This window comes from Roseinatronobacter alkalisoli (assembly GCF_028745735.1).
Taxonomy (GTDB): Bacteria; Pseudomonadota; Alphaproteobacteria; order Rhodobacterales; family Rhodobacteraceae; genus Roseinatronobacter; species Roseinatronobacter alkalisoli.
In genome coordinates this window covers 1-1,473 of record NZ_JAQZSM010000107.1, presented here as the reverse complement: position 1 = coordinate 1,473, position 1,473 = coordinate 1, and the positions used below count along the sequence as shown (strand labels likewise).

Genomic DNA, 1,473 nt, shown 5'->3' with positions numbered 1-1,473 from the left:
AGCCACGTCCTATCGCCACGCCCGTGCCGATGCCTTCGGGCTGTGGGCCGAGTATACCCGTGAAATGACCGCATGAATGCACGAGGTGCAGATCACTGCACCCAGCGGACAACAACTTGGCAATGCCAGCCTGAAACATAGCTTTCAGGCAACCAAAGCTCGCTTCGCCTCGGACTTAAGCCAATCTTCTATCGAGCGATATTCTCTCAAAATGGTTTCGTGCTTTTCCAACTCTATCACGACAATCCGCCCATCACCTGTAATGCAATGCGACTGTTCATGAGTTTTTCCCTTGGTATCCGTTTCCTGATTCACTCCAACAATCAAATAATCCTCGGGAAACCCCTCTGGTCGTCGATAACAATTGGGCACATTGATATCCCAAGGCTGCGACAGCCCCCGTGGGCCGGAGAGCAGCCCGTAAACGGCAAACTTTGCGATCCAGAGACCGTTACACAAGCTAAACAAGTGTCGGATCAGAACTGGATCAGCACCCGCACCAAACATAACGATCTTTTCGATGCTGTCTTGGGGGAGTGGATCATTTACTTTGATTTTAAAGTAAAACTCGGCTTTTTCAGGCTCATGTATCGCGACGAACCCTTCACCCTGCCTTTGCAGATCAGGCCAGCGCTCCAGATCAAGCAATGCTCGTATATCGTTCATGTCATTACCCACTACATGCAGTCTGGGCTTGCAGCGCATCGTGCTTCCCAGGATGGCCTTGAGAACCAGCTATACCCAAATGACTGTTGAAATGCCCTATCCGCTAATGAGGTCGCATCGAAGGCATCAATAAGGCCAAATGTTCTACTTTCAAAGACTTTATCCATCGCATCTGCTGCCCGTTGTGGCCACGATCTGGCCCCTTGCGTAGCAAGATCGGGAAGCTGACCACCAAGTGTGCGGTCAACCACCCGATTTTCTGATATGGGCACTCTGGTCCCGCCGTGACTACTGTGTCGCGCACTATGTTCGGCTTGAGTGAGAAACTGGATATTCCGGTGATCCGCCGCTCTGCTGATATCTGCGACCACTGATGTTATGTGATCACCTACATATCCGCTCGGTCTCCCACCGTTTCGCAAGATTTCCAACTCATCCGGCGTCCATCTACGAGTCCCTTCGCCCATACGTTGAACAAGCTGCTGCTCCATGTCCGCCAAAAGCCGCGCCATCCACCTCCACCTCACCATCCAACTGAATATCCTGGACCTCTGTAGCCAGTGCCTCACGCAATTTGTGCATCAGCACAAAGGCCGTTTTGTGCTGCATGTCCAGGTCACGGGACAGTTGAACAGCTGAAAGGCCTTTGGACGCGTTCACGAACAGGCAGATAGCCCCCAAGGGCATTGCCAAGTTGTTTGTGTGGCATGACTTGGGTAGATGGTGACCGATGCAAGTGCCACCGTCCATGCCGCGCCTGAAAGGCTTTCGTTTCCCACGTAAGATTGTCGCCTACGCTGTTTGGGC

At 52.4% G+C, this 1,473-nt stretch carries 2 protein-coding genes and 2 pseudogenes; 1 reads left to right on the top strand and 3 read right to left on the bottom strand.

What is annotated here, in order from left to right:
* Positions 1-144: 144 nt before the first annotated feature.
* The 3 genes and pseudogenes from PUT78_RS23525 to PUT78_RS23520 all read right to left on the bottom strand — a co-directional run.
* A complete protein-coding gene (locus PUT78_RS23525; RefSeq protein ID WP_274354637.1) occupies positions 145-666 on the bottom strand; it encodes a hypothetical protein in 522 nt (173 codons plus the stop codon).
* 11 nt (positions 667-677) lie between these two features.
* Entirely contained in the window at positions 678-1,133 is a 456-nt protein-coding gene (locus tag PUT78_RS23985; protein ID WP_420793564.1) for a hypothetical protein, read from the bottom strand.
* Positions 1,134-1,155: 22 nt separating this feature from the next.
* Positions 1,156-1,347, bottom strand: a pseudogene (locus tag PUT78_RS23520) (IS1595 family transposase); the annotation flags it as partial.
* A 49-nt stretch (positions 1,348-1,396) separates the two neighbouring features.
* On the opposite strand from PUT78_RS23520, the pseudogene PUT78_RS23515 reads away from it, so the two are divergent.
* A pseudogene (locus PUT78_RS23515) lies at positions 1,397-1,473 on the top strand (IS6 family transposase); the annotation flags it as partial.

Coding starts and splice junctions, on each gene's coding strand:
- PUT78_RS23985 (WP_420793564.1), bottom strand. CDS start 1,133: ATGGGCGAAGGGACTCGTAGATGGACGCCGGATGAGTTGGAAATCTTG.
- PUT78_RS23525 (WP_274354637.1), bottom strand. CDS start 666: ATGAACGATATACGAGCATTGCTTGATCTGGAGCGCTGGCCTGATCTG.